At 66.5% G+C, this 21,837-nt stretch carries 16 protein-coding genes and 2 tRNA genes; 9 read left to right on the top strand and 9 right to left on the bottom strand.

Annotated elements, in window-relative coordinates; genetic code table 11:
* The 8 genes from RAN53_RS03605 to RAN53_RS03570 all read left to right on the top strand — a co-directional run bounded on the left by RAN53_RS03605 (window position 1) and on the right by RAN53_RS03570 (window position 6,733).
* Window positions 1–76 (top strand) — tRNA-Glu (locus RAN53_RS03605).
* Window positions 77–101: 25 nt separating this feature from the next.
* Window positions 102–176: transfer RNA gene (locus tag RAN53_RS03600), tRNA-Gly, on the top strand.
* A gap of 328 nt (window positions 177–504) precedes the next feature.
* The gene (locus RAN53_RS03595) at window positions 505–1,497 is read left to right on the top strand and encodes an ABC transporter ATP-binding protein (RefSeq protein ID WP_305795443.1); all 993 of its coding nucleotides are present in this window, start codon (window positions 505–507) and stop codon (window positions 1,495–1,497) included.
* Entirely contained in the window at window positions 1,494–2,267 is a 774-nt protein-coding gene (locus tag RAN53_RS03590; protein WP_305795442.1) for an ABC transporter permease, read from the top strand. Before RAN53_RS03595 ends, RAN53_RS03590 begins: the two co-directional genes overlap by 4 nt.
* Window positions 2,264–3,097, top strand: a complete 834-nt coding sequence (gene queF, locus RAN53_RS03585) for an NADPH-dependent 7-cyano-7-deazaguanine reductase QueF (protein ID WP_305795441.1) — start codon at window positions 2,264–2,266, stop codon at window positions 3,095–3,097. Before RAN53_RS03590 ends, queF begins: the two co-directional genes overlap by 4 nt.
* 259 nt (window positions 3,098–3,356) lie before the next feature.
* Window positions 3,357–3,917 carry a nitroreductase gene (locus RAN53_RS03580; protein WP_305795440.1) on the top strand — a complete coding sequence of 187 codons (561 nt, stop codon included), beginning with the start codon at window positions 3,357–3,359 and terminating at the stop codon, window positions 3,915–3,917.
* Window position 3,918: 1 nt separating this feature from the next.
* Window positions 3,919–4,419: a YiiD C-terminal domain-containing protein gene (locus RAN53_RS03575; protein ID WP_305795439.1), complete on the top strand. Its 501-nt coding sequence runs from the start codon at window positions 3,919–3,921 to the stop codon at window positions 4,417–4,419.
* 88 nt (window positions 4,420–4,507) lie between these two features.
* Complete coding sequence (locus RAN53_RS03570; RefSeq protein ID WP_305795438.1) at window positions 4,508–6,733, top strand: putative bifunctional diguanylate cyclase/phosphodiesterase; 2,226 nt, start codon at window positions 4,508–4,510, stop codon at window positions 6,731–6,733.
* A 14-nt stretch (window positions 6,734–6,747) separates the two neighbouring features.
* Here RAN53_RS03570 and RAN53_RS03565 read toward each other — a convergent pair whose 3' ends face one another.
* The 9 genes from RAN53_RS03565 to RAN53_RS03525 form a co-directional block, all read right to left on the bottom strand.
* Complete coding sequence (locus RAN53_RS03565; protein ID WP_305795437.1) at window positions 6,748–9,153, bottom strand: EAL domain-containing protein; 2,406 nt, start codon at window positions 9,151–9,153, stop codon at window positions 6,748–6,750.
* Window positions 9,153–10,838, bottom strand: a complete 1,686-nt coding sequence (locus tag RAN53_RS03560; protein ID WP_305795436.1) for a diguanylate cyclase — start codon at window positions 10,836–10,838, stop codon at window positions 9,153–9,155. Before RAN53_RS03560 ends, RAN53_RS03565 begins: the two co-directional genes overlap by 1 nt.
* A 159-nt stretch (window positions 10,839–10,997) precedes the next feature.
* Window positions 10,998–11,732 carry a helix-turn-helix domain-containing protein gene (locus tag RAN53_RS03555; protein WP_305795435.1) on the bottom strand — a complete coding sequence of 245 codons (735 nt, stop codon included), beginning with the start codon at window positions 11,730–11,732 and terminating at the stop codon, window positions 10,998–11,000.
* 133 nt (window positions 11,733–11,865) lie between these two features.
* The gene (locus RAN53_RS03550) at window positions 11,866–12,870 is read right to left on the bottom strand and encodes a GGDEF domain-containing protein (protein WP_305795434.1); all 1,005 of its coding nucleotides are present in this window, start codon (window positions 12,868–12,870) and stop codon (window positions 11,866–11,868) included.
* A complete protein-coding gene (locus RAN53_RS03545; RefSeq protein ID WP_305795433.1) occupies window positions 12,867–15,581 on the bottom strand; it encodes an EAL domain-containing protein in 2,715 nt (904 codons plus the stop codon). The genes RAN53_RS03550 and RAN53_RS03545 overlap by 4 nt, the downstream gene beginning before the upstream one ends.
* A 308-nt stretch (window positions 15,582–15,889) precedes the next feature.
* Window positions 15,890–16,159, bottom strand: coding sequence for a hypothetical protein (locus tag RAN53_RS03540; RefSeq protein WP_305795432.1), 270 nt, complete (start codon window positions 16,157–16,159; stop codon window positions 15,890–15,892).
* A gap of 108 nt (window positions 16,160–16,267) precedes the next feature.
* The gene (locus RAN53_RS03535) at window positions 16,268–17,626 is read right to left on the bottom strand and encodes a TRAP transporter large permease (RefSeq protein ID WP_305795431.1); all 1,359 of its coding nucleotides are present in this window, start codon (window positions 17,624–17,626) and stop codon (window positions 16,268–16,270) included.
* Complete coding sequence (locus tag RAN53_RS03530) at window positions 17,619–18,245, bottom strand: TRAP transporter small permease subunit (RefSeq protein ID WP_305795430.1); 627 nt, start codon at window positions 18,243–18,245, stop codon at window positions 17,619–17,621. The genes RAN53_RS03535 and RAN53_RS03530 overlap by 8 nt, the downstream gene beginning before the upstream one ends.
* A 2-nt stretch (window positions 18,246–18,247) precedes the next feature.
* On the bottom strand, window positions 18,248–19,330 hold the full coding sequence (locus RAN53_RS03525) for a TRAP transporter substrate-binding protein (protein ID WP_305795429.1): 1,083 nt from the start codon (window positions 19,328–19,330) through the stop codon (window positions 18,248–18,250).
* Window positions 19,331–20,275: 945 nt separating this feature from the next.
* Here RAN53_RS03525 and RAN53_RS03520 point away from each other — a divergent pair.
* Window positions 20,276–21,778 carry an SLC13 family permease gene (locus tag RAN53_RS03520; protein WP_305795428.1) on the top strand — a complete coding sequence of 501 codons (1,503 nt, stop codon included), beginning with the start codon at window positions 20,276–20,278 and terminating at the stop codon, window positions 21,776–21,778.
* Window positions 21,779–21,837: the final 59 nt, after the last annotated feature.

Here is a 21,837-nt window from a genome sequence, read left to right as displayed (position 1 = left end):
GTCCCATTCGTCTAGTGGTCCAGGACACCGCCCTTTCACGGCGGGAACAGGGGTTCGAACCCCCTATGGGACGCCACCTCGCGCTCAGGCGGTACCGAAAAGCGGGAATAGCTCAGTGGTAGAGCATCGCCTTGCCAAGGCGAGGGTCGGGAGTTCGAATCTCCTTTCCCGCTCCAACGGTGCGGTAAGAGAGCCAAGGCTCGGGTCAGGATCTGGAACGCCAGCCCGGTCGAATCTCCTTTCCCGCTCCAATCGGTCACCTGCAACAGGCCAAGGCTCGCATCAGGAGCCGAAAGTCGGCCCAGTCGCATCTCCTTTCCCGCTCCATTCGGCCCTTTATCCCCCCTTTGTGATGTTGTTGAAGTCTGCCCATGTGCAGGCCGTTCGTGTGTCTGTCATCCGGGTATGAGCCCCCCGGCTTGAACTCGTGCGGCTTCGTCCCCATATGACTATGCCTTTGCGGCATGCCCGCTATCGAACCCCGAAACGTTTCAAGGATTGCGCATGGCCGAACCGGCTCTGTCCATCCGTGGCCTGACCAAGGTCTACGGCAATGGCTTCCAGGCCCTGAAGGGCATCGACCTCGACGTCGCCGAGGGGGACTTCTTCGCGATGCTGGGCCCCAATGGTGCCGGCAAGTCCACCACGCTTGGCGTGGTCTGCTCGCTGGTGCAGAAGAGCGCCGGCAAGGTGTCGATCTTCGGCATCGATATCGACCGCGACTTCGCCCGCGCCAAGTACCATCTCGGCGTGGTACCCCAGGAGTTCAACTTCAACCAGTTCGAGAAGGTCATCGACATCGTGCTGGCCCAGGCCGGCTACTACGGCATGTCGCGACGCGAGGCGCTGCCGCGTGCCGAGGAGCTGCTGCGTGACCTGGGGTTGTGGGACAAGCGCGACGGCAGTGCGCGCATGCTCTCCGGTGGCATGAAGCGCCGGCTGATGATCGCCCGGGCGCTGATGCACCGGCCGAAGCTGCTGATCCTCGACGAGCCCACCGCGGGCGTGGACATCGAGCTGCGTCGCAGCATGTGGGAGTACATGCGGCGCATCAATCGCGAGGAGGGCACCACCATCATCCTCACCACCCACTACCTGGAGGAGGCGGAGAGCCTCTGTCGCAACGTGGCGATCATCAACCACGGCGAGATCATCCGTAACACCAGCGTTCGGGACCTGCTGATGGAGCTGGACACCGAGACCTTCCTGCTCGACCTGGCCCATCCGCTGGACGAGGTGCCGGAGGTGCCGGGCTTCGAGGTCAGCCAGTCGGAGCCCGCCCAGCTCAGCGTGGCGGTGCATCGGGGTCAGCGCCTCAACGATATCTTCGAGGTCCTTTCCGCTCAGGGCATCCAGGTGGTCTCCATGCGCAACCGCGCCAACCGCCTCGAGGAGATGTTCGTCAGCATGGTGGAGCAGGGCAACCAGGCCCTGGACCGGGCCGCCGAGGCCGCTGGCGGCAAGGGCAGTGACACGGACAAGGAGGCCCGCGCATGAATCCTCGTCAGATCGCCATCGCCCTCTGGACCCTGGTGGTCAAGGAGATCAAGCGCTTCACGCGCATCTGGCCGCAGACCCTGCTGCCGCCGTCGATCACCATGACCATGTACTTCATCATCTTCGGCAACCTGATCGGCTCGCGCATCGGCGAGATGGACGGCTACAGTTACATGGACTTCATCGTCCCCGGCCTGATCATGATGTCGGTGATCACCAACAGCTACTCCAACGTCGCCTCATCGTTCTTCTCCAACAAGTTCCAGCGCAGCGTGGAGGAGATGATGGTGTCGCCGATGCCCAACTGGGTGATCCTCTCAGGCTTCGTGCTCGGCGGCATGGCCCGTGGCCTGGGGGTCGGGCTGATCGTCACCATCGTGTCGCTGTTCTTCACCCGCCTCGACGTGGCGCACCCGGTTCTCACCCTGCTGGTGGTGGTGCTGACCGCGGCGTTGTTCGCCATCGGTGGCTTCATCAACGCCCTGCTGGGCAAGAAGTTCGACGACATCTCCATCGTGCCGACCTTCATCCTGACGCCGCTGACCTACCTGGGCGGGGTCTTCTACTCGATCTCGCTGCTGCCGGAGTTCTGGCAGGGGGTGTCGATGCTCAACCCCATCCTCTACATGGTCAACGTCTTCCGCTATGGCTTCCTGGGCGTCTCGGACATCCCGGTGGGCTGGGCGCTGGCCGCCATCCTGGCCTTCATCGCGGTGCTCTTCAGCATCGCCCTGCGGATGCTGGAGCGTGGCCAGGGGATCCGCTCATGAGCCGGCGACCGGAGACCCTCGCCCATGCTCCCCTGGGGCGCGAATCCGCCTATCCCGAGCGCTACGATGCCGGGCTGCTCTATTCCATCCCCCGCGCCGCCAATCGGGCCCCGCTGGGGATCGAGGAGGGGGCGCTACCCTTCGTCGGCGAGGACGAGTGGCACGCCTTCGAGGTCAGCTGGCTCAACCCCCGGGGCAAGCCGGTGGTGGCCGTGGCGCGCTTCCGGCTGCCCGCGGACTCGCCCAACCTGATCGAGTCCAAGTCCTGGAAGCTCTACCTCAACGGCTTCAACCAGAGCCGCTTTGCCAGCCGTGAGGCGGTCGTCGAGATCCTGGAGCGCGACCTGGCCGCGGCGGCCGCGGCACCGGTGTCGGTCGAACTCTTCGCGGTCGACGACGAGGCGCTCGCGCCGCGCCGGCTGCCCGGGGAGTGCCTGGACGACCTCGATATCGCCATCGATGACTACACGCCCAGCGCCGAGCACCTGAGGGCAGGGGAGGAGGTGGTGGAGGAGACGCTCCACTCCCACCTGCTCAAGTCCAACTGCCCGGTCACCGGCCAGCCCGACTGGGGCAGCGTGCTGATTCGTTACCGCGGGCCACGCCTCGACCGCGAGGGGCTGTTGCGCTATCTGGTGGGCTATCGCCAGCACCAGGACTTCCACGAGCACTGCGTGGAGCATATCTTCATGGACCTGATGGCCCGCGCGCGCCCCGAGCGGTTGCTGGTGCTGGCGCGCTACGTGCGCCGCGGCGGTCTGGACATCAGTCCCTGGCGCGCCACCCCGGGCGAGCGCCCGCCCGAGCCGCTGCGGCTGGCGCGCCAGTAGCCCGTTGCCCTTTGTGGGAGCGCAGATTCTGCGCGATGGCGCCGACAGGCGCTCTGCTGGGGAACACAGATTCTGCCGCTTCGACGATGGTATCGATAAGCGCTCTGATACCACCGCTATCGCCGATAAATCGGGCTCCCACAATAGGCAGTCTCTATCTGCGATAGCCCTTCAGTAGCGCGGGGCGAGGACAGCCAGCCGGCGCGCTGGTAGAGTTGGTGACATTGATTCTCGCGTGACCACGATCAGGGAGACAGCGATGGATGCGATGACGCTGCTGCATGAACGCAGCTCCATGGGCAAGCTGATGGGGCCGCCGCCGAACCCCGCGGAGCTCGAGGCCATCTACCGGGCGGCGCTGCGCGCGCCCGACCACAAGGAGCTGCGCCCCTGGCGCTTCATCGAGTTCTCCGGCGAGGGCCTCGAACGCCTGGGCGAGCTGTTCGCCGAGGCGGATTACCGCGAGGATCCCCATGTCGGCGACGCCGCCCTGGATGCCGCTCGCAAGAAGCCACTGCGTGCGCCCATGGTGATCGCGGTGATCGCCCGGGTGACGCCGGACGTGCCCAAGGTGCCCAGGATCGAGCAGGTGATCTCCGCCGGCTGCGCCGCCCATGCCATCCTGCTCGCCACCCACGCCCAAGGGCTCGGCGCCATGTGGCGCAGCGGCAAGTACGCCTTCGACCCGGTGGTGCGCAAGGGGCTGGGCCTCGCCGAGGAGGACGAGGTGGTGGCCTTCATCTATCTCGGCCATCTCGGCGGGCGCCACAAGCCGATCCCCGAGCACGACGTCGAGGCCTTCGTGGAGCGCTGGCGCTGAGATGCGTGAGGTCGGCGTTCCCCATCCGCGACTCCCGCTGCCGCTCGACGGCGAGGACGACCCTGCGGCCTTCCTGGCCTGGCTCGGCGAGGCGATTCCGCTGGTTCACCACCTCGGCATCCGCGAGATGCGCCGCGACGGTGACCGGCTCATCTGGGCGCTGGCCCTCACCCCCAGCCTCAACGACAAGGGCACCGGCTTCGGCGGCGCCCTGGCCGCCCAGACCACCCTGCTGGGCTGGTGCTGGACCACCCTCTGGCTGCGCCGCCACGGGCTCTCCCGCGACGTCGTGGTGGCCGAGGCCACCCAGCGCTTCCTCGCCCCGGTGACCGGCGACTATCGCCTGGAGTGCCTGCCCGAGGACGCGGCGGGACCCGGGCGCCTCGCCGCCCGCCTTGCCGACAAGGGGCGCGGGCGCATCGCCCTGGTGCAGCGCCTGTGGTGCGGTGACACCCTGTGCCTGGAGGCGCGCGGTGACTATGCGGTGTTGCCGGAAGCTTGATGCAGGTCAAGGTTGTGACGTTAAGATGTTGTTTGATTTCCTTGATCCATGACAAGCTTCTGCACCGTTTCATCCTGGGGTAATGCTGTTGTCTTGTTTCCTTGCCTCTTACGACGGCGCTCCCCAGGACATCCTGCGTCGCCGCGCGCTGCTTCTCTACCTCGCCGTGCTGACGGTCACCGCTTTGGTGATGGCCGGCACACTCGCCGAGCGGCGCCTGCGCGACCTCTCGCCGGTGATCGAGCTCGGCGAGGAGCGCTCGCCCGCGGCGGTGCAGGCGATGTGTCTGTTCGACCGCGCCGACGACGCCGACCGCGCGTTAGGGGGCATGCCGGCCGAGGACGAGAGCCTCGACGGCCTGATCTTTCCCTCGCCGCTGGACGACACCCCGCGCCTCTTCTCCGCCCGCCGCCTGGAGGGCGCTCCCTACCTTGTAGTGGCCGGCCGCGACCTGCGCCAGGTGCTGGCGCCCTGGTGGCAGCAGCTGGCGATGCTCGCCGCCGGCTGGCTGTTCGTCGCCCTGGTGGGGTTCGTCGCCCTGCGCCGCCATCTGAGCCTGCTGACCACCAAGCGTCGCCTGCGCGAGGAGGCGTGCCACCGCGCCGCCGCCCAGCGGCGCCTGGAGGAGAGCACCGCGGAGCTCAAGATTGCCGCCATGGCCTTCGATACCCACCTCGGCATGTTCATCACCGATGCCCAGGGTCGGGTGCTGCGCGTTAACCGTACCTTCAGTCATATCACCGGCTTCACCGCCGCGGAGGTGGTGGGCCAGAATCCCCGCATGTGGGCCTCGGGCCGTCACGCTGCGGCCTTCTATCGGGAGATGTGGCAGACCATCGCCGCCGAGGGCAGCTGGCAGGGCGAGGTGTGGAATCGCCGCAAGAGCGGCGAGGTCTATCCCCAGTGGCTGACCATCAGCGCCATCCACGACGACCATGGCGGCGTGCGGCACTATGTGGCCACCCTCACCGACCTCTCCGCGACCAAGGCGGCGGAGTCCACCATCCAGCGCCTGGCCTTCTACGACCCGCTGACCGGCCTGCCCAATCGCCGCCTGCTGATCGATCGCCTGGGCGAGGTGATCAAGCACACCCGGCGGCGTGACCACTATGGCGCCCTGCTGCTGGTGGGGCTGGACAACTTCAAGGCCTACAACAGCACCCTGGGCCACGCCCGTGGGGACACCCTGCTGCGTCGGCTGGCCGAGGGGCTGCGCGGCCGCCTGCGCGAGAGCGACACCCTGGCGCGCTGGGGCGGCGACCAGTTCGCCCTGCTGGTCCAGGACCTGGGTGATGAGCCGGCCCACGCCGCCCGCGGCGCCGAGCGGCTGGGCGACAAGCTGCTTCACGAGGTGGTGCGCCTGGCCGGCGTCGACGACGCGACCCTGCCGCTCTCGGCCAGCATCGGCATCGCGCTGTTCCACGATGATGAGCTGGACGCCGCCGAGGCGATCCAGCAGGCGGAGCTCGCCATGTACGAGGCCAAGCGCGAGGGCGGGGCGGCGCTGCGCTTCTTCGACCGCGCCATGCAGACCCAGGTGGTCGAGAGAGCCCACCTGGAGGCGGACCTGGAGCGTGCCCTCGATGCCGACCAGCTGCGCCTCTTCTACCAGCCCCAGGTCGATGCCGCGGGTGTCACCGTGGGGCTGGAGGCGCTGCTGCGCTGGGAGCACCCGGGGCGCGGCATGGTCTCGCCCGGGGTATTCATCCCCCTGGCCGAGGAGAGCGGGCGCATCGTCGCCATCGGCGGGTGGGTGCTGGAGCAGGCCTGCCGGCGGCTCGCCGAGTGGGCCGGCCACCCTGCCTACGGGGCGCTCTCCATCGCCGTCAACGTCAGCCCGGTGCAGTTCCGCGAGGCGGGCTTCGTCGACGGCGTGCGCGAGACCCTCGCGGTCACCGGCGCCGAACCGCGGCGCCTGGTGCTGGAGGTGACCGAGTCGCTGTTCCTGCAGGAGCCGGAGCTGGCCCGCGAGAGTATGCTGGCGCTCAGCGCCCTGGGCGTTCGCTTCGCCCTGGATGATTTCGGCACCGGTTACTCGTCGCTGGGCTACCTCAAGCGCCTGCCCCTCGACGAGCTCAAGATCGATCAGAGCTTCGTGCGCGACCTGCTGGCGAGCCCCGCCGACGCCGCCATCGTCGAGACCATCATCGCCCTGGCCGACAAGCTCTCGCTATCGGTCATCGCCGAGGGAGTGGAGCGCGAGGCCCAGGCGAACTGGCTGCGCGAGCATGGCTGCCTGCGCTTCCAGGGCTATCTCTACGCACGGCCGGCGCCGCTGGAGGCGGGGGAGCGGTTCCCGGGGCTGTCGGCGTAAGGCGGCTCTCGGTCTCAGCGGCCGTACTGTGCCAGCATTACCTCCGGCTCCAGTGGTCGGGCGAACAGGAAGCCCTGCACTTCTTCGATGCCCAGCGAGCGCAGCCACTCGGCCTGTTCGGGCTCCTCGACCCCTTCGGCCACCACCGTGAGACCCAGGTGGTGGGCAAACTGCACCATGGCGACATAGGCCTCCCGGGCCCTGGGGTAGCGATCGGCGCCCAGCAGCAGGCTGCGATCCATCTTGATCGCCGTGAAGGGGAGACGCTGGATCAGCTGGAAGGAGGTGTTGCCGGTGCCGAAGTCGTCCAGCGCCAGCCGCACGCCGTGCGCCCGCAGGTCGTTCATGTGCTGCTCCACCGCCTCCAGGTCGCGGAAGTCGGAGTGCTCGGTGATCTCCAGCTCGATCATCGACGCCGGCAGGTCCAGGTGCTGCAAGCGCTCCAACAGCCCGCGCCGGAAGGCATCCTCGGCCAGCGTTGCCAGCTTGACGTTGATGGCCAGGCTGCCGAGCCCGGGCAGCCGCGGCCTGGCGGCGGCCAGCCAGGCGAGGCTCTCCTGCATCACCCAGTGGTCCAGCCGTGAGGCCAGCCCGAGGATCTCCGCCACCGGCAGGAACTCGCCGGGAGAGATCTCGCCCAGCGCGGGGTGATGCCAGCGCAGCAGCACCTCGGCGCCGCGCAGCTTGCCATCGGCCGCGGCCACCTTGGGCTGCAGCACCAGCCGCCACTCGCGGACGGGGTCGTCGATCAGCCCCTCCAGGGCATCGGAGAGCTGCCGGAAGCGGGTGGCGCGCTCCCGGTCGACCGGCTCGACCCGGATCAGCGGCTGGCGCCAGCCCTGGCGTTCGAGGCGAAACAGGCCGTCGTCCAGGGCGGCGCGGCACTGGGGGAAGTCCGCCTCGCTGCCGTGCAGGCGCAGCAGGCTGGCGTACCAGGCCAGGCGGCGCATGCCGCCCTCATCGCGGGCATGCCCCAGGGAGGTGAGCATCCGGTCGACCAGGGGCTCGGCCTGCTGGCGATCGTGGAGCGGCAGGAAGCCGATCACCCCCAGGTCGGCGTTGAGGTAGAGCCGGCCCGTGCGCGGCAGCAGCCTGCGCAGCGTGGCGAGCTGCTCCCGGAACAGCGCCTGGGCGGCGGGCAGGCCCAGGTGCTGGCGGTAGTCACGCAGCCCCGGCGAGACCAGCGCAAACAGCCAGCCCCCGGCATGGCGCCGGCACAGCCCGGGCAGTTCACTCTCCAGCACCTGGCGTGTCGGCAGGCCGCTGCCCGGGTCGATGGCCAGCCGGCGCTGGGCGCGCCGGGCGCGTCGCCGCGACAGCCCCATCAGCAGCAGGGCCGCGAGCAGCACCGCGGTGACCGCGGCGCCCCCGCGAACCAGCAGCGAGATCCGGCTGTCGGCGCTGGCGATGGTGCCCTCCACCGCGAGCCACTCGATGGTGTCGCGGTAGGCCTCGGGGGCCTGGCGATGGAAGCTGGCGTGCAGGGCGTAGCGCCCCACCCCCACCTCCTGGAGCGCGGGCAGGGCCTCGAAGGCGGGGCTGATCAGCGACTCCACCGCCAGCCGGCCGAGACGCCGGGTGTCGAGCAGGGCGCCTCCGGCACAGCCCAGCTGCACCTGGTAGGGGAGGTGGCAGAAGACCCGCACGCCGCGCTCGGCGAGCCGCTCCAGCCACTCCCGGGAGCCGGGGTAGAGGTCCTGAGCACCGGTGGTGTGGCCCTCCACGAGGTAGACGCGGGTATCCGCCGGCAGGCGCTCGAGGGCGGCCAGCACGCTCTCCGGACGCCACTCCCACAGCACCCGGGCGGCCCTGATCCCGGGCTCCTCGGCGACGCTGTCGAGGAAATGCCGGGTCAGGTAGCGCCCGCTGCCCCGCTCGTCACCCAGCACCAGCAGCGACAGCGGCTCGCCGAAGAGCGCCCGCAGGAAGGCCAGCGACTGGTCCTCGACGGTGCGGGTGACGATCACTCGCACGCCGTGCTCGATGGCCTGGGCGAGCAGCTCGGGGTCGTTGATGCCGATCGCCACCACCCGGGCGGGGTGGTCCAGGGCCGCGGGGTGGCGGAGGTAGAAACGCAGGGCGGCGTCGTCGATCAGCAGCAGCCGCTCGGCGGGGGACACGGCGCGCCGCTCGGCGAGGCGGCGGCGCTCGATGTCGAAGGCGGTCTCGATGCCCAGGCGGCGGGCATCCAGGTAGTCCACGGCCATGCCATCCTCCCAGCCGAGCTGGGTCACCGCCTCCTGGATGCGCTCGACCAGCTCGTCGGACCAGGGGCTGCCGCGGTGGTAGGAGGCGAGTACCTGGATGGCGTCGCTTGCGGCCTCGGCGCCGGGCTGCGCCTGGGCGGCCGGCCCCAGGCAGCCGGCCAGCAGCAGCCAGGGCGCACCCCAGCGGGCCAGTCGACGCAGGCCCCAGCGCATCAGGCCACCACCAGGCGGTCGCGGCCGCTCTCCTTGGCGCGGTAGAGCGCCTCGTCGGCCCGCTGCAGCGCGCTGCCCAGCGTTTCGCCGGGCAGGGCCAGGCAGGCGCCCACGCTGACGGTGACGCCATCCTCCGAATAGCGGGCCTGTTCGGCGATCTCGCGGCGCAGGCGGGTGGCGATGGCCGTGAGATCCTCGGCCTCGCAGGGGGTCAGCAGCACCAGAAACTCGTCGCCGCCCCAACGCGCCGCGTGGTCGTAGCGGCGCAGGCCGGCCTCCAGGACCCTTGCCACCTCGCACAGCGCCTGGTCGCCGGCGGCATGGCCGGAACTGTCGTTGATCTCCTTGAAGCGGTCCAGGTCGAGCCAGATCAGGCCGAAGGCGAGGTTGTCGCGGGCCGCCCGCGCGGTCTGCTCCGCCAGTAGCAGGGTCATGCCGCGGCGGTTGAGCAGCCCGGTGAGCACGTCGACCCGGGCCAGGCGCTCCAGCTCCTCGGTGCGCTCGCGCACCTTGGCCTCCAGCGCCTCGGTGTGGCGGGTGACCTCGTCGGCCATGTCCCCGAAGTGGCGGATCAGCTGCCCCATCTCGCCGCTGCCGCGGGGCAGGCTCACCTCGCGGCGCCCCTGGCGCAGGTCGCCCATGGCCTGCCTGAGTGAGGCCATGGGGCTGAGCAGCTGGCGGTGCAGCGCCCAGTAGAACAGTACCAGCGCCACCAGCAGGAAGGCGATCAGCAGGCCCAGCGCCGGCACGAAGGAGGCCACCGGCATCACCTCGTCGAGATCGAGCAGGGTGACCTCGAACCAGCCGATGCTGGCCAGGTAGGCGATGCCGGCCAGGTGGCGCTTGCCATCCACGGTGACGAAGTCGGTGATCACGCTGGGCTGTTCCAGCGGAGCGTCGCGCAGGCGACGCATGCGCGCCATCACCCTCTCGCCGTCGCTGGGCAGGTCGAAGAGCAGGTCGAGGGTGCGCTTCTGGCCCTCCGGCTTGACGAAGCTGGCGAAGTCGATGAAGCGCGGGTCGCGGTAGAGCTGGATGGCGCCGTTGATGTCGGCGAACAGGGTGGTGATGCCGCGCTGGTCGATGTCGATGATCTGCTCGAGGGTGCTCTCCAGCTCGATGCCGGTGCCCACCACGCCGAGGATCTCGTCGCTGGCGTCGCGCATCAGCACGTCGATCCACAACTGGGTGATGCCAAGCTCGACGTCCGGGTTGACGTTGAGGTGGAAGTCGCGCCCCTCCTCGATCAGCTGATAGAACCAGGCATCGGCGGGGCGGTTCTCGCGCAGGTGGTAGCGCAGCGGGGCGTCGCCGAAATCGTCATCGGCGTTGTTGTGGTAGTAGGCGCCGCTATCGCGCAGGGCGACGAAGTAGTTCTGGTGGATGAAGTTGCGCCGGAAGCTCTCCATCTCGCTGAGCGCCTGGGCCTTGAGCGTCGGCTCCTCGGGGTTGGCCGCCCAGCGCCTGAGCACCTGGGAGTTGGCGAGCTGGTGGGCGAGGGCGATCTCGCGCTCCAGCGGCTGCAGCAGGCGAGCGCTGTCGTACTGAACCTGTACCTCGGCCACCCGCCGCCCCCACTGCTCGACGATCCGCTCCGCCATGTACTGGAAGCTGAACCAGGCGAGCAGCGAGGCGCCCAGCATCAGGGCCGCCGCCACCAGCAGGAAGCGCAGTTTCAGGCTCAAGGCGTTCTCCTTCGTTCCCCACTCGCGCCGGCGTGGCGGCGACTCGCCAAGGGGATAGCATACCCGGAATGCTAGCCCAGCCATTCAGCGCAGGGCACGGGCTTCGTCAACGCGCCGGTGAGGTCGTCCATGGCGGCCTGGCGGGCGGCGCTAGCGCCCTCAGCTCTCTTCGACGATGGCCTGCAGTCCTTCGAGGGAGAGGATGGTCATCTCCCGTGTGGCGAGCTGGATCAGCCCCTGGCGCTGGAAGCGCCCCAGCACACGGCTGACCGTCTCCAGGGCCAGCCCCAGGTGGCTGCCGATATCGCCGCGGGACATGGCCAGGCGGAACTGGTAGCGGCTGCAGCCGCGCTGCTGGAAGCGCTCGGAGAGGCCGAGCAGGAAGCCGGCCAGGCGTTGTTCGGCGGTGCGCCCGGAGAGCAGACAGAGCTGGCGCTTCTCGCCGCGCAGCTCGCGGCTCATGCGATGAAGAAGCGACTCACTGAGGGAGGGGTTGTTGTAGTACAACTCACGCAGGCGGGCATAGGGCAGCGCGCAGACGAAGGTGGTCTCCATTGCCACTACCGAGGCGGGGCAGCGCGATTCGCCGATCCCTTCAAGGCCTACCGTCTCACCCGGCAGGTAGAAGCCCACTACGTGCTCCAGCTCCTGGCCCAGCGGCCTGACCACCTGCTTGAGGCTGCCGCTGCGCACCAGATAGAGGCTGGTGAAGGCGTTGCCCTGGGTGATCAGCGATTCACCGCGCTTGAGAGGACTGGGCTGGTCGAGCAGAGCATCGAGGCCCTCCAGAGTATCCTCGGAGAGGTTCTGCGTCAGGCAGACGCCATGCAGGCTGCAGGCATCACAATGGGCGCCCGGCAAACGGGTGCCGGGGTCCTGTTCGGTGGCGGTCATCTTTCGTCCTTGGATGTTGCCGATCAGACCTTGACCCGGGTCAGCCTAGTCCACCAAGGCCAAATTTAATAGGCGGATGGAGTAGGGTGTGCGCAGGCGGCTGGCCTGCAAGGGCCGGGTAGGGGGGGCGCCTCTAGCGCGCCTTGCGGGCCCGCTTGCGCGTATACATCTCGGCATCCGACAGCTGCAGCAGCGTCATGGCATCGGTATCGCTCGGCGTCGAGGTGATCACGCCGACGCTGGCCCCGGGGTACAGGATGCGCTCGCCGCAGACCCAGAACTCGCCGGAGGTCAGCGCCTCCAGTGCCGCCTTGATGGCATCACACTCGGCCGCTGGACGTTCGCCTGCCCGGCGCACGACCACGAACTCGTCGCCGCCGAAGCGTGCCACCAGGTCGTCGGCCTGACACCCGCCGACCAGGCGGTGGGCCATCTCGATCAGGAAGCGGTCCCCCGCGTCGTGGCCATGTTGGTCGTTGATCGCCTTGAAACCGTCCAGGTCGATGAAGGACACATGCAGGCAAGTACCGGCGCGTGTCGCCTGCTCGAGGCGCCGCGTCAGCTCCTGGAGCAGCGCGCGGCGGTTGGCGATGCCGGTCAGCGGGTCGGTGTTGGCATGCTGGGCCAGGGTGCGGTTCTCGCTGACCAGCTGGCGCAGCAGACGTTCGCTGTCCACGTAGCGGGCGATCAACTCGGCGAAGGTGTCCAGCGTCTCCATTGCTTCCGCCGACACCTCGATGGCCTCATCGCTGGCCGCGCAAAGGGTGCCCAGCAGCGTCTCGTCGCCCAGGCGAATCGGTTGGCTGAGGTAGGTCTGGAGGCCGAGCTCGCGCGCCGCCTCGGAATCCCCCCAGCAGCTCGCCACGTCGGCGGTGTAGCGCTGCCCCTCGAGGATCGCCCGGCGGCAGAGGGTGTCCTCCCAAGGCACCGAGAGCCCCTCGGGCAGCTGCAGACTGCCGCTGTTGCGGGCATACAACACCCGCTGCACGCCGGCCTGTTCGTCGATCAGCGTGAAGTAGGTGGAATGTAGCCCGGTGACCTCCTCCAGCAGGCGTAGCAGCGGGCGTATTACCGCCTCCAGGCGCGCGCCGAGTACTGGCGTCTGCAGCAGCGACTGCGGGTCGACTCGGTCGTTCATTCGGCCTCCTCGGAATCCGTGGGTGTCGCGGGGCCGAGCCACTCTTCGGCGAACGCGTTGGCCGCGAGCGGACGGCCGAAGTAGTAGCCCTGGGCCTCGTCGCAGCCCATCTCGGCGAGCGCCTCGGCCTGCTCGGCGGTCTCGACCCCTTCCGCCACGGTCTTCATGCCCAGCGCCTGGGCCATGGCGATGACGGTGTCGACGATGGTGCGGTCGTGTGGGTTTGCCAGCATATGCCGGACGAAGGACATGTCGATCTTGAGCGCCTGGGCGGAGAAGCGGCGCAGGTAGGCCAGCGACGAGTAGCCGGTGCCGAAGTCGTCGATGGCCAGGGTGAAGCCCGCCTTGCGCAGTGCCTGGGTGATGACCACCGCCTGCTCGGGGTCGCGCATGAAGTCGCTTTCGGTGAGCTCAAGGGCGATGGCGGTGGTGGAGAGCCCGGCGGTCAGGCGCTGGATATGCTCGGCCAGGTGAGGGTCGGCGAACTGCTGGGCCGAGATGTTGAGCGAGAGCCTGCCGGGCAGCGTCAGCCCCTGTTCGCCCCAGGCCAGCAGCTGGCGGGTGGCCTGCTCCAGCACGCGGTCTCCCAGCGGGCGGATCAGCCCGCGCTCCTCGGCCAGGGGAATGAACTCGCCGGGGCTGACCCAGCCCCATTGGGCATCCTGCCAGCGGCACAGCGCCTCGGCGCCGGTCAGCTCCCCCGTGCGCAGGTCGATCTGGGGCTGGTAGTACAGCGCCAGGCGGTCCTCGCGGATGGCCTCGCCGAGGCGCTCGGTCATCTGCTGGCGGCGCTCCAGGTCGCGATGCATGGAGGCGCTGAAGGGGCAGACCCCATCGTCCTCGCGCTTGGCGTGATAGAGCGCGATGCTGGCCGCCTTGAACAGCTCTCCCGGCGTTCGCGCATCGCGCGGGTAACCCGCCAGGCCGATTGAGACCCGCAGCGAGAAGGCGTGGTGCTCCAGATAAATGGGCCGTGCGATGACCCCGCGCATGCGGGCCACGCACTGTTCGATGCGTTCCGGGGTGGCATCGGGAACCAGCAGGGCGAACTCGTCACCAGAGAGCCGCGACAGCGCTTCGCCCGGCGCCACCGAGCGCTGCAGGCGTCCCGCCAGGGTGGCCAGCAGGCTGTCGCCCAGCTGGTGGCCGTGGAGGTCATTGATCTCCTTGAAGCGCCGGATGTCCAGCAGCAGCAGGCCCAGCGGCTTCAGCTCACGCTCGGCGGCGTCGCGCATCGCCACCAGGTCCTCCATGAAGCGCACGCGGTTGGCGAGCCCCGTGGTACCGTCGAAATAGGCGAGCTGGCGCATGCGCCGATGATCCTGGCGACGCTCCACCTCCGCCGCGGCGCCGCTGGATAGGATGCGCAGCACCGAGGAGGCGAAGCCGTTGGTCTCCGGCGGTTCCCGGTAGAGCACCACGATGACGCCCACCGGCTCGCCCTGGGTGTTGTCCAGGCGCCGACCGATCCAGGCAGCCTGCTCCTCGGCCAGGCCCGGCCAGCGTAGCGGTGGATCCGCCTGCTCGGCACATTCTGGCGTCGTCATCAGCGCCGCGAAGGGCGAGGCCGACAGGTCGCAGGCGTGGTTCTCCAGGCGCCCGCCATCGCCCACCGCGCTGACGGTGGTGAGGTGGCAGGGCGCGACCGAGGCCGTGCCCTGTCGTCGGGAATCCTGCTGGGTGAAGGTGGCGATGAAGCCGGCATCGGCCTCGAGGATCTCCACCAGGTGGCGCACCAGCTGATGGAAGTAGCCGTCACCGATGCGCGTGGTGATCGCCGCCGCCACCCGCGCCACGGCATCCTGCACCCGCTGGGCCTCGTACTGCTCGGTGATGTCGCTGATGAAGCCCTCCAGCACCTTCACCTCGCCCTCGGCGTCGTAGAGCGCCTGGCCCTGCTCCAGCATCCAGCGCCACTGCCCGTCGGCGATGCGTAGCCGATAGACGACCCGAAAGGGGCTGCGAGCGGCGACGCCTTCCTCGACGGCGGTATCCACTTTGGCGCGGTCCAGCGGATGGATCAGCGCCGCGTAGCTGACCTCGCGGTTGTGCAGCAGCGCCTCGGGCCGATAGCCGGTCAGCGCCTCGGCGCCCTGGCTCACCACCAGCATGGTCCAGTCGGCGTCGTTCAGGCAGCGGTAGGCCATGCCGGGCAGGTGGTTGAGCAGCGTCTCGAGGCGGCGCTCGCTCTCGCGGGCCACCGCCTCGCTCCTCTGCAGCGCCTGGCTGGTCTGGCTGCGCTCGATCTGGGCGCTCGCCTGGGCCGCGGCGATATGCAGGATCTCGGACTCGAGGCCCGCCAGCTGCATGAGGCGATTGTTGAGTACCGCCAGCAGGCCCAGCGGTCGGCCGTCCAGGGCGAAGAGGGGGAGGCCCAGATAGCTCTCCGCCCCGAGCCGCTGCAGCAGCTCGTCGTCGGGGAAGCGCCGCTGAACGCCTTCGGGATAGAGGCAGACCTCCTGGCCCGCCACCGTCTCGCAGGGCGTGCCGGTCAGGTCGTAACTGAGATTGGGTGCCAGCCCGCCCTGCGACCACACCGCCATGGTGTGCGCGCGATGATCGTCGCCGACCCGGGCCACCAGCACGTGGTCCACGTCGAGGATCTCCGCCAGCTTCGCCACCAGGGTGACGAAGAAGGTATCGCCGGTGGCGCGGCTCATCCCGTCTGCCAACAGCCGGAAGGCGGCTTCGGCGGTCACGCGGGCTTGCATCGCTTCATCCTTGTTCCAATGGCACTCCAGGCACACAACCACCATAGCATTTCGGCACAGTGCCGATAGCCAAGGTTGCTTCGGTGTGGCATCGGTCGACGACATGCCGGGAGGCGGGCAGAACCAAGCAAAGACGAAAGCCGCGACTGTCTCCTTCAATCCAGCAGTGGTGGCTGTTGGCTGGCTGACTGCAGGAGGCGCCTCGCATGCTCCTTCAGAGAAGGGAGCTCTCGCGCTTCGTGGGGTGGCAGCGGATAGCCCACCTGGCCCTCCGCCATGCGCAGCAGATGTTCCCTGACCAGCGGATGTCATGCCCCTTCATAGGCGGCGACCGAGAGGAAATGATGAGGTCTCAGCGTGCGTCGGGCAAAGCTGACGACTGCGCGATCGAAGCCAGTGCCATGCCTGCCCAGATGCAGTGCCAGACCTTGCGACCAGGACAATGCATGGGGCAGGTGTTCAGCGAAGCCGAGCTGCTTCCGTGCCCGGTAGGGCAGGTGCATAAGTAGTTTGTGAAGCAGCCTGATGGCGTTGGGATTGGATATGGTGCGATGGCGAACGACATGGTCGATAACCATCCTTACCGTCAAAGCCTGTGACTGTCCATATGATTGAACGACAAGCTTCTTTGCCCACCGCTGCAATGCTCATATCTTTGCAGCCGTGGGCAGTGGGGCAAGGTATTGTTACGGCATCAACCCAGGCAACCATAATGCGATGGCGGGGAAGAAGATGCACAGCGCCAGTCCGGTGATCTGCAGCAGCACAAACGGGATAATGGAACGGTAGATGGTGCCAATGCCGATTTCGCCTGCTGTGACGCCCTTCAAATAGAACAACGCATATCCGAACGGCGGTGTCAGGAAGCTTGTCTGCAGGTTGATGGCCACCAGAATCGCGAACCAGATCAGCAGTGCCTGACTGCTCAGTCCCATGCCGAAGTCCAGAAGCTCCACTACTGGGGCGACCAGGGGCAGCACCACAAAGCTGATCTCGATCCACTCCAAGAAGAAGCCAAGTACGAAAATCAGCCCCATTATCAGCAGGAGCAGGCCATATGGGCCGAGACCGGTTCCGGTGATCAACGCCTCGATCATGTAGTCGCCCCCCAGCCTCTTGAATACCACGGAGAAGCAGGTGGCACCGACCACCACGAAGAGGATCATTGCCGACGTTCGAGAGGTCTCCCGTACGGTCTTGCCCAGCGTGCTCCAGCTCAAGCTACGCATCAGCAGAGCCAGGATCATGCTTCCCAAGGCGCCGATTGCCGCCGCCTCGGTCGGCGTCGCAATCCCGGCCATGATGGAACCTAGCACGGCGAAGATCAGCACACAGGGACCAAACAGGTCGCGCAGCAGGGCGAGCGCAAGCGGAGAGGTGTCGGTGTCGGTGGCCTTGGCGTCTGGCAACGGCGCCCAGTGAGGTTTGATGCGCGCGATCACCAACAGGTAGCCAATGTATAGGCCGCCGAGCAACAGCCCGGGGATCAACGCGGCCTTGAACAGATCGCCCACCGATACCTGCAGGATAGAGCCCATGAGTACCAGCATGATGGAGGGAGGGATCAGGATACCCAAAGTGCCGGATGCCGCGATCACACCACAGGCCATTTCTGGGTGATACCCCTGGCGCATCATCACGGGTAATGCCAACAAGCCAAGCATGACGACCGAAGCGCCGATGATGCCGGTGCTGGCAGCCATCACGACCCCCAGAATGGCCACGGAGATTGCAAGGCCACCGGGCGTACGCCCGAAGACACGCTGAAGTGTCAGCAGTAGCCGTCTTGCCACGCCAGAGCTCTCCAGCATCAGCCCCATGAACACGAACAGCGGAATGGCGATCATCAGCCAGTTTTCTACCACGCCACCGAAGATGCGCGAGCCCACGGTGGCAAGGAAGGCTACTGGTATGCCGCCGATGAAGGCGAAGATGATGCCGAGACCGCCTAGCAGGAAGGCTACTGGGTAGCCGGTGAAGATGCCGGCCAGCAGCGCTACCACCATCAGCATCGCCAGATAGTATTCGCTGATGAATTCAGCCATGGTCGACCTCTTGATTGGTATCCGCATGGCGCGGATCCAGAATGATAGAAAGCTTTTCGAACACCTGGCCGAGGGCACCCAAGGCCAGGAAGATCAGTGAGATAGGCAGCATAGCTTTGATCAGGTAGCGATCGGTCAGGCCGCCGTAGTTAGATTTCTCTCCGGTCATGTACGACATCGTGACGAAGTGCTGGGAGAGCCAGGCGATCAGCAGGCAGAAGGGGATCAGCAGCACCAAGTGCCCGACCACATCCACAATCGCGCGCCCGCTGGGTGATAGTCGGTGATAAACCAGATCAACACGCACATGGGTATCGTGGTGCAGGGCATAGGTGCCGCCGAGTAGCGTCAGTACGCCGAAGATATGCCACTGGAGTTCGGTGATGCTGTTGATTGTCAGGGCATCCCCGAACAGCAGCACTCTGTCGTTCCAGCTTGCTATCTCGTTGATACCGGTTGCGTTGAGTAGGACTGTCATGAGTACGGTCGCCATCACCAGCAGAACTAGCCAGCTGGTGACTCGGCCTACCCACAACCCTAGCCCGACCAAGGGTCGGGCCAGGGCAGCGGTGACCACGGCGCCGCGCTCACGCCAAGGGGCGAGAGGGGCCGACGGCATGGTCAGTCTCCTTGGGTGTTCACAGTGCCAGACAGGGTCTGGAGTTCATGCCATTGCTGCATCTTTTCGGCATGCTCCATCAGAGAAGTGTAGGCCTCGGCGAATTCGGGGCTATCGGCCATCTGCTCGTCGCGGACTTCTTCCCAGGCGCCGTGCAGAGCGGCGAGAACTTCATCGGGGAATCGGCGGACCTTGACGCCACTCTCTTCCAGTTCGCGGAGTGTCTCGACCTGCGCCGGGATCACCTCATCGGCTTCCTTCTGGATATTGGCCTGACATGCGGTGGTGATCTGCTCACGCTGGGCGTCGCTGTAGCCGTCCCAGACGCCTTGATTGATGAGCAGTGCGAGCCAGCCAGCCCCTTGCTGCCATCCGGGGAAGTAGTAGTACTCGGCAATCTCGTCCAGCCCCATAGCCTTGTCGACCTGAGGAATTGAGAATTCAGCCGCATCAACCCGACCACGCTCCAGGGAGAGATAGACTTCGTTGCCGGGGATCAGCTGGGTCGACGCGCCGAACTTGTTCAGGACCTGGGCACCGAGACCGGAAATTCGCATCGACAGGCCGTCCAGGTCGTCGGTGCTGTTGATCTCCTTGTTGAACCAGCCGCCGGGCTCCTGGGGCAGATACGAGCAGGCCAGGAATTTCACGTTGTACGGGTCCAGCGCCTTCTGCAGCAGCTCGCTGCCTTCACCAGCAGATGTCCAGGAGAATACCGCTTCAGCCGGCGGGCTGAAGGGGAGGGCGCCGTAGAGGTTGGCAATAGGGAGATTGCCGGAGAGGTAGGCGATGCTAGTCCAACCAGCAGGGATCGCACCTGAAGAGACCGAGTTGAAGATCTCGAACGGAGGTACGAGCTCGCCTGGGTCGTGGACAGCGAATTCGAACTCCCCGCCAGTCAGCGTGCTGATTCTGTCAGAGATATTCTGAGCGCTCTGCCCGAAGATATTCTGCGTCGAGTAGGCGCTGGCAACATCTAGCTTTTCGCTGGCTTGCGCCGCACCTGCGGTGATACCCGCCACAGCAGCTACCAGCGGAAGCAGAGAAGAAGGTTTTGTCAGGAGCTTAGAGGTGTTTGTCTTCATGTCACAGCCTTTTATATGTCTGAGTGTGCTTGTCAGGCATGTGAAGGCTTACAGCCGCTATCAACCACGGCAATTACTTTTTGAGTTGTTTGGCATACCAAAAAGGTATCGATAGTGATGAATTTGGAGATAAGCATATCCCATATTGTTTTTTATCGGTGCCTATCTCCCAAAATCTGTCCTCCATGATCTCTTCGTAACCTGCTGTTTCATTTTGAGGTCATTTTTTAACCTTTGGCATTAGAGCCAAAGGTCTAATGCATTTTCACCGGCGATGCGACATGCCGCTTTTTGAAGAAACAGTCGGGGAGGCATGGTTAGCCGCCCTTTTCTGGATTATCTGGCCTTATTAAACACTTATTGAGCCCCTGCGGCTGCGGCGGTGCCTGCTACCGAAAAGACTGACGTACCCATACGCCATCACTTCCACCACCCCGAACAGTGCATGGGCCAGTCGACTTACCGTTGCCCCCGGGCCTGCATTGCTGAAACTCTGCTGCATCGGCGGTGGACTTCACCGCTCGCGCCGCCCTTGGGGCTCACCGCACCTAACCCAGCCCGGTGCGCCCCGAGTGGCACGTCGTTAATGTCGTGTAGAGGGTCGCGCTTCGCTCCACCCTCCAGGCCTCGGCGTAATTCCCGGCCTCTCTTCTTTGCCCGCCCCCTGCTGACGTTGGCGGCGACCGATTCGGAGAATCCATTAGTCGTAGGCTATCAGCGGTCACGCCGCTGGATGATCCTTGGCCAGTGGGCTGATTGTGCGGGCTTAATGAGTGGGTGACAGCCCTGACGTAGTTAAACGACTGTTTCTTCGTGAAGTCCGGTATGTACGTCGATGGGTATCCGTGTCCTGTTGAGTATGCGGGCCAACCCGGGAGGTATTGGAGGTGCATTTGCCCAGCCGTGACACTGACCTGCACTGTTACTCCCTTGCAGGTGACCATCATGTCGAACTCCACCGGCGCGGCCGAACGGGCGCCCTACACCGAAGCGGCTGCCTTCAAGCCATTCTCTCTCGTGCTGGGACTCGTCATTGGCCTGGGGATGTTCTTCCTGCTGCCCGAGTCATTGGCCGTCAACGCCCGTATCGTGGCGGCCATCGCCATGCTGATGGCCACCTGGTGGATGACCGAGGCCATCCCGATCCCTGCCACCTCGCTGCTGCCACTGGTGCTGTTCCCCTTCTTCGACATCGCCTCGGTGGGGACCGCGGCCTCACCCTATGCGCACAGTATCGTCTTCCTGGTGCTGGGCGGGGTGCTGCTCGGCCTGGCGACGCAGCGCTGGAACCTGCATCGACGCTTCGCCCTGCTGACGGTGCTCACCGTGGGCACCAAGCCCGCGCAGATCGTCTTCGGGCTGATGTTCGCCAGCTGGTTCATCACCATGTGGGTCAGCAACACCGCCACCGCGGTGATCATGGTGCCGATCGGCGGCTCCATCATTGCCCTGGTGAAGTCGCTGGGGAATGGTGAGGACACGCCCAAGTTCTCGGCTGCCGTGCTGCTGGGTATCGCCTACGCCATCACCATCGGCTCCATGGCGACGCTGATCGGTCAGCCGCCCATGGCGCTGATGCGTGCCTACATGGAAGACACCCATGGCCTGTCCATCGGCTTTGGCCACTGGATGCTGATGGGCGTCCCGTTCTCCGCCACCATGCTGGTTCTGGCGTGGTTCGTGCTGAACAAGGTCGTGTTCCGCGCCGAGGTCGAGGACATCAAGGGCGGCCGGCAGATGATCGAGTCCGAGCTCAAGGCCATGGGGCGACTGACCCCGGAAGAAGGGCGGGTGCTGATGGTCTTCGCCGGGGCGGTCTTCTGCTGGGTGTTCCTGCCGTTGATCGCAAGGATTCCTGCGGTGCAGGGCGCGCTGCCGTGGCTCTCCAACATCAACGACACCAGCGTGGCAATCCTGGCCGCGATCCTGATGTTCGTGATTCCGGCCTCCAGGGGGCAGGGCGCGCTGCTGGAGTGGACGGCCACCCGCGATGTCCCCTGGGGCGTACTGATCCTGTTCGGGGGTGGCCTGACCCTGTCAGCGCAGTTCACGGCCACCGGGCTGAGCGTCTGGATTGGTGAGAGCGTCTCGGGCCTGTCGGGGCTCCCGCCGATCATGATCCTGGCCGTCACCGCCATCGTGATCATCCTGCTCACGGAGCTGACCAGCAACACGGCCACGGCGGCGGCCTTTTTCCCGATCATGGGCGCCATTGCCGTCGGGCTGGGTATCGAGCCCTTCCTGATGACCATCGTGGTGACCTTCGCCGTCAGCTGTGCCTTCATGCTGCCGGTGGCGACACCCTCCAACGCCGTCGCCTTCGCCACCGGGGACCTGCCGATCAAGAACATGATCCGCGCCGGCATCTGGCTCAATGTGATCGGCCTGCTGGTGATCATGGTGGCGCTCTACACCATCGTGCCACTGGTCTTCAACGTCTCGTTCTGACCCGATAAGAGATGCTCTCGACGGCGCCCTTGTGGCGCCGTCGCTGTATGAGCTGCTTC

It is taken from the genome of Halomonas sp. SSL-5 (genome assembly GCF_030708455.1).
Taxonomy (GTDB): Bacteria; Pseudomonadota; Gammaproteobacteria; order Pseudomonadales; family Halomonadaceae; genus Halomonas.
The sequence above is the reverse complement of the archived record's forward strand: the minus strand, read 5'-3'. Positions and strand labels throughout refer to the sequence as shown.

Excerpts from the sequence above, each read along its gene's own strand:
- RAN53_RS03530 (WP_305795430.1), bottom strand. The coding sequence starts at position 18,245 with ATGCCGTCGGCCCCTCTCGCCCCTTGGCGTGAGCGCGGCGCCGTGGTC.
- RAN53_RS03540 (WP_305795432.1), bottom strand. The coding sequence starts at position 16,159 with ATGGTTATCGACCATGTCGTTCGCCATCGCACCATATCCAATCCCAAC.
- RAN53_RS03545 (WP_305795433.1), bottom strand. The coding sequence starts at position 15,581 with ATGCAAGCCCGCGTGACCGCCGAAGCCGCCTTCCGGCTGTTGGCAGAC.
- RAN53_RS03580 (WP_305795440.1), top strand. The coding sequence starts at position 3,357 with ATGGATGCGATGACGCTGCTGCATGAACGCAGCTCCATGGGCAAGCTG.
- queF (WP_305795441.1), top strand. The coding sequence starts at position 2,264 with ATGAGCCGGCGACCGGAGACCCTCGCCCATGCTCCCCTGGGGCGCGAA.
- RAN53_RS03535 (WP_305795431.1), bottom strand. The coding sequence starts at position 17,626 with ATGGCTGAATTCATCAGCGAATACTATCTGGCGATGCTGATGGTGGTA.
- RAN53_RS03590 (WP_305795442.1), top strand. The coding sequence starts at position 1,494 with ATGAATCCTCGTCAGATCGCCATCGCCCTCTGGACCCTGGTGGTCAAG.
- RAN53_RS03565 (WP_305795437.1), bottom strand. The coding sequence starts at position 9,153 with ATGCGCTGGGGCCTGCGTCGACTGGCCCGCTGGGGTGCGCCCTGGCTG.
- RAN53_RS03525 (WP_305795429.1), bottom strand. The coding sequence starts at position 19,330 with ATGAAGACAAACACCTCTAAGCTCCTGACAAAACCTTCTTCTCTGCTT.
- RAN53_RS03550 (WP_305795434.1), bottom strand. The coding sequence starts at position 12,870 with ATGAACGACCGAGTCGACCCGCAGTCGCTGCTGCAGACGCCAGTACTC.
- RAN53_RS03555 (WP_305795435.1), bottom strand. The coding sequence starts at position 11,732 with ATGACCGCCACCGAACAGGACCCCGGCACCCGTTTGCCGGGCGCCCAT.
- RAN53_RS03520 (WP_305795428.1), top strand. The coding sequence starts at position 20,276 with ATGTCGAACTCCACCGGCGCGGCCGAACGGGCGCCCTACACCGAAGCG.
- RAN53_RS03575 (WP_305795439.1), top strand. The coding sequence starts at position 3,919 with ATGCGTGAGGTCGGCGTTCCCCATCCGCGACTCCCGCTGCCGCTCGAC.
- RAN53_RS03595 (WP_305795443.1), top strand. The coding sequence starts at position 505 with ATGGCCGAACCGGCTCTGTCCATCCGTGGCCTGACCAAGGTCTACGGC.